Genomic DNA, 9,126 nt, shown 5'->3' on the forward strand with positions numbered 1-9,126 from the left:
CTTAAAGAAATTGGAAATTTTATGGGGAGATAAGTCCAAGATATTTAAGTAATACTTAGTTTTAGAGAGCATGACATGGGTGCGTCCATTGTTTTGCAAAGGCTAAGATAACGAGGGTGGCGGGGATTATTGAGATTGTTCCTTGTTCCCGGTAAGATAGACAAAGGGCGGGAGGTTGGTTCTCCCGCTTTTCCTTATTTGGAAATTTGTTTACCGGTCATTTGCTAACAATTTGCCTATTAGCAAATGGGATCACAGATCAGGAGGATGAAGAATGTATCAAGCCTTTATCGTAGACGATGAAGAAACAGTGCGCACAGGGCTGGAAAACTATTTTGATTGGAATAAGTATGGAATAGAGATTATTGGTGATGCGGAGGATGGGGACATTGCCCTGGAAAAAATTTTGGCCTGCCGCCCAGATATTTTGATCTGCGACGTGAAAATGCCCCATATGGACGGGACCGTATTGATCGAAAAACTTTGGGAGGCGGGACTGCGGATCCCGGTGCTCTTTGTAAGCGGATATTCTGATGTACAGATGCTGAAAACGGCCATGCGGTTTCATGCCGAGGACTACATCCTAAAGCCTGTAAATTTTGCGGAATTAGAGGAGGCGATTCTGCGGATTGTAACACAACTGGATGGAAATCGGGCTCGGAAAAATGAACTAGAGAAAATGGAAGTGCTCCTCTACCGTAGTATTCCATTATTAAAGGAAAAGTATTTTCTCCGCCTACTGGGCTCAAGGGCAAAGAGTGTTGAATCCACCCGTAGAGATTTGGAATTTCTTGGGCTAGATATTGACGAAGAAGAGCCGGTTAATGTCTTTATTCTCCGTGTTACAGAGTATGAGACTTTCAGCAGTTCGGAAAAAGAAAAGTATCTCTACACTTTTGCGGTAGGAAATATTGTATCGGAGCTCATCAGCCAAGAATGGAGAGGCTTTGTTTGTCAAGAGGATAAAGAACAGCTGGTGGGTTTTGTTCAAGGGGTGGATCTGGAATTAGAAGGTGTGACAAAGTTCTACGAGAGAGTTAGAGAGACTATATTTGACACCTTACAAATACCTGTTTCTATTGTGGCGGGGACTTTAGGACATGGCTTTATGGATTTAGCCAATTCATTTCAGATGGCACTCTCGGTTCAAAGAGACCAGTTTATTCACGGAAGCGGCGTTTATATTGCAACAGATGCTCAGAAGCAGGAACCTGCGGATATGAACTCCATGTACCACTATCTGGACGGCCTCCATCTGGACATTGGCAATTATATGGAAGAGGGAAAGATTGAAACAGAAGTTGAGCAAATATTTATTAGGCTTCTGTCCGTGGACGCTATTGACGAAAAAGATATTAAGAACTTTTGCTTTCATTTTGTGCAGAAGATTTATACAGCTCTCAGCGATCAGGATACAATGGATATGAAAAAGCAGAACGAGACCATAGGGAAGATATTCCGACAGACAAATGTGGAGAGTTTGAAGAAGTGCCTGGTTTCATATTTTCATGGCGCTGTTCAAAACATGTGGGAAAGCCAGAACAAAACATATGGAAATGTAACCAATCAAGTGAAGCGGTTGCTACAGAATGAATATGCAAAGCAGTGGACTCTGGATGAGCTGGCGGTACAAATGAATATTAGTAAGGCGTATTTATGCACATTGTTTAAACAGAGCACGGGCCAAACCATTATGGATTATCTTTCAAAAATCCGAATTTATAAGGCCGCAGATTTATTGCGAGACCCAAAAAGCAAGGTCAACGAAGTAGGGGATATGGTGGGATACAGCGACCCCGGATATTTTACTAGAATATTTAAGAAACACTTTGGCATCAGCCCATCACAGTACCGTAAGAACTTGAACATTTGACTGAAAGGGTATAAGTATGAAACGAAAGAAACGGAAACTTAAGTCATTTCTTAGCAGAGTCTACCAGAATAACTCCATGAAGATGCAGTTTGTTTTGGTGTACTCCTTATTTGTTTTAGTTCCTACACTTGCCGCGTTGCTATTAATGTCTCGCACGGCAAATGAAAAAATTCAAGATGTCACATTGCAAACCGCAGAGGAAATGGTCTCCCAGATAAGTTCAAACGCCTCATTTCAGTTTCAACAAATGGCAAATATTTCATTAACAATTAGTACAAATAGCAATGTGCGCGAGCTTTTATCACGTCAAAATACTGATATTTATACAGATTATCGTGACGCGAAGAAGATGCAAATGATTATGGAAGAGATCATCAATATCTCTCAAGGCTTAGAGGCAAAGCTATATGTAGATAGTAAAAAAAGCTATTCCAGTCAAAGGGTTTATTTTCATAATATCGAAACCTTTTATGAAATGTATGATGTGGCAGAGGACGGTAGTTTGCCATCACAGCTATCCTGGGTATGTAATCAAACAGATGGCGGGCCTCCGTCCAGTATAAGCTATATTTCACCGGTCTATAGTTCAAATGACATCACGCAAGTAATCGCATATTTGAAAGTTGATATGAAATATTCCGATATCGAAAAACTGTTTACAAACATTTCCCTTTCCAACACGTTTGATTACTTTCTAGTAGATCACACTGGGAAAACCCTTTATTCCAGTGTGGAGGATCAGAGAGAAAATATTTTTACGACAGATGAGCTGCGACAAAAACAAGGCGTGTTTCAAAAAGGAAATGCATATTATGCCTATTCGCAGATGGACTCATCTCGATGGTTTATTGTTTATCTTGTTGATGTTAACGCGCTTGGCACAGATACCACATCTTCTTTTTTAACAACAACTATATTAATTATTACTCTTTTTGCCGTGTTCTTCTTGGTAATGGTTTTATGTCTTGTTCTAATTGTTACCCATCATTATGACAGAAAGATCCAGGCCATCACAGATAGTCTGGATGCTCATAATGTAAGTGATTTAGAGCCGAATTTGAGAAAGAGAGTTAATAATTTAGACTTTCTTACTGCAAATGTTAATCGACTGATGTTGAAAGTAAAAGACATGACAGAACAATCTGTGCAGAGGGAAATCAATGAGAAAAAGGCCGAACTAAAAGCACTGCAATTCCAGATAAATCCCCATTTTCTATATAATGCGTTAGATACAATAAACTGGGCAGCAATTAAGCGGGGAGACATGGTAGCTAATCGGCAGATTGGTTTACTTGCACAATATTTTAGATTGGTTCTAAACAATGGAAACATTAATATTCATATGAGTGAAGAACTGGAATTTTGTCGGGTTTATTTGCAGATTCAGAATGAAATCAATGCGGGAAAATTTACTTTTGAAATTAATACAGATGAGTTGATACGGGATATTACTTTGCCTAAAATGTCTATACAGCCCATTGTAGAAAATGCATTGATACATGGGGTTTTAAAACAACGAAATCACAAAGGAAAGATATTAGTTTTAGCTCAGCAGACAGAGACCACAACAAGAGTAAAGGTGTGGGATAATGGAGTGGGTTTTGATGTGCAGCGTCTACAGGAATCTATGTTGCAAGGAGGAAAGGATGGCTTTGGATTGCACAATATTTACGAAAGACTCAAGCTCTTTTTGGGTACAGATCCAGTGCTTCATTTTCGCTCAGATGAGGCAGGCACAGAAGTAGAAATCACTTTAGAACTGTAGCCAGCTGGCCTTTATACACCCAGTAATCTTGAAAGAAACATTCATGTTGTGATAGAGTGATGAATTTTTTAAAAAGTTAACACCTCTAGAACGCTGGGTATAAAAAGGTAAAAAATTTGCAATTTATCTATGGGAAAATAGCAATATTGTTTGAGATAAGGAAGATTGTCCAAGAAATCGATAAAAATTCCATTCAAATTCACTTTCGAATTTGATAAAATATTTCTAGTTTAGGAGAAACACATTGTTTGGGGGAGATATTTTCATGAGAAAAAAAATACAACAAAAGGACTGTGGAGGTCTGAATCATTCTGGTGCTCTGACCATTGTCCGCAAAAATATTAGTCTCTACTTATTGTTGGTTCCCGGCATTGCTTATCTGATTGTTTTTAAATATATCCCCATTGGCGGTCTGGTCATGGCTTTCCAAGATTTTAATGTGTTTAAGGGGTTTTTAGAGAGTGAATGGGTGGGACTTCAACAATTTCAAAAGCTCTTTGCATCGCCGGATTTTTACAGGATCTTTCGAAATACACTGCTAATTAATAGCTATAAAATTATCTTTGGATTTCCATTGCCGATTTTATTGGCAATTATGCTTAATGAGATCCGTTTCACGCCGCTAAAGAAGGTATCTCAGACTATTGTGTACTTACCGCATTTTCTTTCCTGGATTATTGTGTCGGGGCTATTTATCAATATTTTATCTGCGTCTAATGGTATTGTAAATCAGATTATAAAAGCATGCGGTGGTGAAGCTATTGCCTTTATGAGCAATACGAGTTGGTTCCGCTCTGTACTGGTTATTACCGATACCTGGAAAGAGATGGGCTGGAGCGCTATTGTTTATATTGCAGCCATTGCTGGGGTGGATCAGGAACTATATGAGGCCGCCCGAGTGGATGGCGCCAGCCGAATTCAACAGATTTTGCATGTTACCTTACCGGGAATTTCTTCCACAATTGTTCTTATGTTTATCTTAAAATTGGGTAGTATTTTGTCCGGAGGATTCGATCAGGTGCTTACCATGTACAATCCGGCTGTCTATGAAGTGGCGGATATTATTCAGACCTATGTATACCGGGTAGGCCTGGGAAAACAGCAATATAGTTTTTCTGCTGCCGTAGGTATGTTCAACTCTGTGATTGGATTTGTTTTAACCGTCTTAGGTAATTTTATCAGTAAAAAAGTTTCCGGACGCAGTATTTGGTGATGATAAGAAATGGGGTATTTTATATATGAAAACCAGAGAGATTGAGAGAAAAAGAATTAAGGATCCGATTCAGGATATGGTGTTTATTGTGATCTGTCACTTTGTAGTCTTACTTATGGTGGCAGCCACTCTGTTCCCATTTTTGAATGTGGTTTCAAAAGCATTTAGCTCTGAATCTGCTGTTATTGCTGGACGAGTTACTTTCCATCCTGTAGAGTTTCAGATGGGTACTTTAAAGAGTATTATGGGCTCTAATGTGTTTCAGAATGCCTTTAAAACTTCGGTAATTGTCACTTTGATGGGTACCATATTGTCCCTGATTATTACAGTGTTAACTGCGTATCCTCTTTCCAAAAAACACTTGCCTTTTATTAAGCCAGTCTTAGTGTTTTTTGTGTTCACTATGTTGTTTAACGGTGGAATGGTTCCTACCTATCTGTTAATCAAAAACTTGGGATTGATTAACAATATCTTCGCCCTGGTTCTGCCCATTATGCTTAGTGTTTATAATATGCTGATTATCAAAAACTATTATGAGGGGCTCCCGGAAAGTTTGGAAGAGGCCGCAAAGATTGATGGTGCCTCTAACCCTACAATCCTGCTAAAGATTATTCTTCCCCTGTCAACCCCCGTGATTGCCACCATCGGAATGTTCTATTTGGTGATGTATTGGAACGACTATTTTAACGCTATGATTTACATTACTGCACCCCAGCTAAAGCCTTTGCAGCTGTATCTTCGAGAGATGATTTTGGAGTCCTCTCAGATGGCGAATTCCCTTCAAATGAACATAGATGATGAGATGAATGCATCTCCAGAGGGAGTCCGTTCCGCAGCGGTAGTAGCTGTAACAGTTCCTATTTTAATTGTATATCCTTTTGTGCAAAAGTACTTTGTTAAGGGGATTACCATGGGATCTGTAAAGGGATAAAACTCTAGTTTTGGTTGTCGCTGTTTCGCTTTTGCGGAATTGACAATATATTTTTAAGGAGGTAAAAAACATGAAAACGAACCTGAAAAAGGCCATTGCTTTTGCAGTGTGTCTGGCCATGCTGCTGACCTTAGTTGCCTGCGGCGGAGATAGCGGTTCTTCCGCCACTACCCCGAACAGCAGTACAACCTCTTCTTCAGAGAGTAGCAAAGAAAAAGAAGAGGAAAGCATTGCCAGCTCGGACGCAAATACTCAGGATGATTTACCTGAGCTGAAAATGCTGATTCAGTCCGGCGATTATGATCCTAACGAGTATTATATTACCAAGAAAATGAAGGAGCTAACAGGCTATACTGTTAACTATGAGATGCTGCCCAAGGAGAATATGCTGGACGTGCTGAATCTAAAGCTGGCTGGCGGCTCTGACTACGACATCTTTACTATCAGTTATTCCACTGCTGTGCGTTCTCAAATGGATAAATGGGCCCGCCAGGGTGCTTTAGCCGAGTTGGACGATTTAATCGCTCAATATGGCCCAAACCTTGAAGCAAAGGTGAATCAGCGATGCTGGGATATGACCGCAGTGGATGGCAAACGCTTTATTATTGCCAATCTGGAGCCTTCTGTGGTGCCGGAGGGCAATGCCTGGTGTCCTTTCTATGTGCGCACGGATATGGCTAAAGAAATCAACATGGAATTTCCGGATACTCGAGATGGTTTTGTAGAGTATTTGAAGGCTATTAAGGAAAAATATGGAGATTCTGTGGCGCCTTTCTCCATCTGTCCCACCAGTGATATGTCTTATTTGATGGGTGCTTTTGACCTATACTTTAAGTGGAATGATGTGGATGGCACTCTTACATCTTTGGTTGAGGATCCCCGCTATAAGGAATATCTGACTTTTATGGCAGATCTATATTCTCAAGGGCTTTTGGATGTGGATTATCCCACCAACCTGGCCGATACTGTAGTGGAGAAGTTCACCTCTGGCAAGGCTGCTGTGGTCATGGGCATTTCCACTAATAACTACGGTACCACAGAAGATGCTTTGGTAGGCGCTATTGAAGGAGCCGCCATGGATGTTTTTGGGCCCATTAAAAACGCTAAAGGCAAGGCCGCAGCGGGTGGAACCACTGGTCTAAATGCCATCTCCGCTATTCCGGCTGCTTCGGTTCATCAGGAAGACGCTATGAAGTATATTAACGCCAAGTTGGAGGATGAAACCTTTAAGATTTCTACCATTGGCGAAGAGGGTTATACTCACAAAAAGATTTCGGATACAGAGTATGAGCCCATTGCTCCCACCTTCCTGGAAGAGCTGAACTATGGCTCTAACTTCCTGATAGGCGCCGACGATGAGATGTATCCTATTTACTGGAAGCAGTGCCGCTTGAAGAAGGATATTCGCAATTACGATGCGGCTGTGAAGATGATGGAAGGCACTAATATTGTGCAGATCGATCCCATGAAGATTTCTCCTCTGCTGCCTATTTACTGCGAATACACCACTAGTCTGGAGCAGGCTGTCAGTGATTTTGAGGTGAGCGTGATCTGTGGTACCGCCTCGGTGGATACCCTAGAGACCTTTGCCCAGCAGTACATGAATGACGGTGGTGCGGAAGTGAAGGAGGAAGTCAACGCATGGTGGGCAGAATATCGGGATACCTACTATGCTGATTATGGTTATACGCTGGAATAAGCCCAAGGCTTCTTCTATAATGTAATAAAAGCTCTTAGATATATGTGCGAAAGGAAAGACCTTTTGGAAGGAAAACAGCCCCATGAAATTCCTTTTCCAAAAGGTCTTTCTCTCTAAAATAAATCAAGAAAAAGAGAGGAATAGATAGAAATGAAAGTAGGTATTATTGGATGCGGGTCTATTGCAAACCACGCCCATATCCCATCCTATCTGAATAATCCTGACGCGGAAATCAAGTACTTTTGTGATATTATCCCCGCCCGAGCAGAGGCCGCTGTGAAGAAATATCACTGCGGCGCCGCAGTAGTAGACTATCATGACGTGTTGTCCGACCCAGAGGTGGAGGCGGTTTCTGTGTGCACTCCAAACCACGTGCATGCTCAAATCTCCATAGATGCTATGCATGCCGGAAAAAACGTGCTATGCGAAAAGCCTGCTGCCAGAACGTATGCTGAAACCCTGGAGATGTTAAAGGTTCAGCGGGAGACCGGCAAAGTGCTGAACATAGGTGTTGTGAATCGTTTTGCGGACAATGTCAACCACATTAAGGAATATATTGATGCGGGTAAGCTGGGTGAGGTGCATCATGTGTACATTAGTTTTCGGGCACACCGCTCTATCCCAGGGTTGGGTGGCGCCTTTACCACCAAGGCTCTGGCGGGAGGTGGGGCTTTAATCGACTGGGGCGTACACTATTTGGACATTGTGATGTACTGCTGCGGAGACCCGGATATAAAAACCGTCAGTGGTGAGACCTTTTGCAAGCTGGGAAAAAATATGGAAGATTATGTGTTTACCAAAATGTGGGCAGGACCGCCGGACTATAATGGCACCTATGATGTGGATGACTCGGTTACCGCTTTAGTCCGCACCACTGGGCCCGTGATCACCCTGAACGGTGCATGGGCACAGAACATCAATATGGATGAGGAATTTATTGATTTTATGGGGGATAAGGGCGGCATCCGCTTTATTTATGGAAAGGATTTTACCTACTTTACAGCGGAAAACGGCGCCTTGATTCAGTATGTTCCCCAGTATACTGCCAATGACTTTGGGGCCAATGAGCGGGAGAAATTCCAGAATGAGATCAATGCTTTTGTGCGCTGTATTAGAACCGGAGAGCAGCTTCCCTCTCATATTGAGACTTTCTCGAAAACGGCAGAATTGATGCAGGCAGTTTATGATTCTGCGGAACAACATGTGGAAGTCAGACTAAGTAATGCAGATGAATGAATAAATAAGTTGAACTGGCTTACTGCTAAAAAAGCATTTTCCGTTGATATAATAAAAGTAAGCGATCACCCCGCACGGCATAAAATTTTGCGGAGGATTTAGTACAGCTCTTTCATGTGCTTTGTTTATATATTGTTGCATCTCTAGCCCCTGGTACCTTTGGTGGTATCAGGGGCTGTTTTGTGCAAATATTGCAAATATGATACTACCACCACAGACGCTTTTAATATTACTTGATATTCATTTCAATTTATGCTATGATTTGAAATGAAAATTAAAATGAAGGAAGGTATTACTCCCGCTCAAAAAGCTAGGAAAAAGAGAGGAAGAGTGATATAATAGGGATATGGAATATATCGATTTGCGGAAAGTGGGAAAAGAAGGGCTCAAGCAGATACGCAGTCAGGTG

6 protein-coding genes are annotated in these 9,126 nt (G+C 41.5%); all 6 read left to right on the forward strand.

The genetic code is table 11. The features are described from left to right. Positions 1-274 precede the first annotated feature (274 nt). Positions 275-1,873, forward strand: coding sequence for a response regulator (locus tag U8U68_RS07400; protein ID WP_322200195.1), 1,599 nt, complete (start codon positions 275-277; stop codon positions 1,871-1,873). 16 nt (positions 1,874-1,889) lie between these two features. Then, positions 1,890-3,638 (forward strand): cache domain-containing sensor histidine kinase, encoded by a 1,749-nt coding sequence (locus tag U8U68_RS07405; RefSeq protein ID WP_322200196.1) that lies wholly within the window; start codon positions 1,890-1,892, stop codon positions 3,636-3,638. 265 nt (positions 3,639-3,903) lie between these two features. Next, positions 3,904-4,851 carry an ABC transporter permease gene (locus tag U8U68_RS07410; RefSeq protein WP_322200197.1) on the forward strand — a complete coding sequence of 316 codons (948 nt, stop codon included), beginning with the start codon at positions 3,904-3,906 and terminating at the stop codon, positions 4,849-4,851. Positions 4,852-4,876: 25 nt separating this feature from the next. Next, positions 4,877-5,782 carry a carbohydrate ABC transporter permease gene (locus U8U68_RS07415; RefSeq protein WP_322200198.1) on the forward strand — a complete coding sequence of 302 codons (906 nt, stop codon included), beginning with the start codon at positions 4,877-4,879 and terminating at the stop codon, positions 5,780-5,782. A gap of 70 nt (positions 5,783-5,852) precedes the next feature. Next, a complete protein-coding gene (locus tag U8U68_RS07420; protein WP_322200199.1) occupies positions 5,853-7,481 on the forward strand; it encodes an extracellular solute-binding protein in 1,629 nt (542 codons plus the stop codon). 150 nt (positions 7,482-7,631) lie between these two features. Further along, positions 7,632-8,717, forward strand: coding sequence for a Gfo/Idh/MocA family protein (locus U8U68_RS07425; RefSeq protein WP_322200200.1), 1,086 nt, complete (start codon positions 7,632-7,634; stop codon positions 8,715-8,717). Positions 8,718-9,126 lie beyond the last annotated feature (409 nt).

The organism is Acutalibacter intestini, from assembly GCF_034334985.1.
GTDB classification, from domain to species: Bacteria; Bacillota; Clostridia; order Oscillospirales; family Acutalibacteraceae; genus Acutalibacter; species Acutalibacter intestini.

What these genes read in the sequence shown, in the direction of transcription:
- U8U68_RS07405 (WP_322200196.1), top strand. Translation starts at nt 1,890, where the DNA reads ATGAAACGAAAGAAACGGAAACTTAAGTCATTTCTTAGCAGAGTCTAC.
- U8U68_RS07410 (WP_322200197.1), top strand. Translation starts at nt 3,904, where the DNA reads ATGAGAAAAAAAATACAACAAAAGGACTGTGGAGGTCTGAATCATTCT.
- U8U68_RS07420 (WP_322200199.1), top strand. Translation starts at nt 5,853, where the DNA reads ATGAAAACGAACCTGAAAAAGGCCATTGCTTTTGCAGTGTGTCTGGCC.
- U8U68_RS07415 (WP_322200198.1), top strand. Translation starts at nt 4,877, where the DNA reads ATGAAAACCAGAGAGATTGAGAGAAAAAGAATTAAGGATCCGATTCAG.
- U8U68_RS07400 (WP_322200195.1), top strand. Translation starts at nt 275, where the DNA reads ATGTATCAAGCCTTTATCGTAGACGATGAAGAAACAGTGCGCACAGGG.
- U8U68_RS07425 (WP_322200200.1), top strand. Translation starts at nt 7,632, where the DNA reads ATGAAAGTAGGTATTATTGGATGCGGGTCTATTGCAAACCACGCCCAT.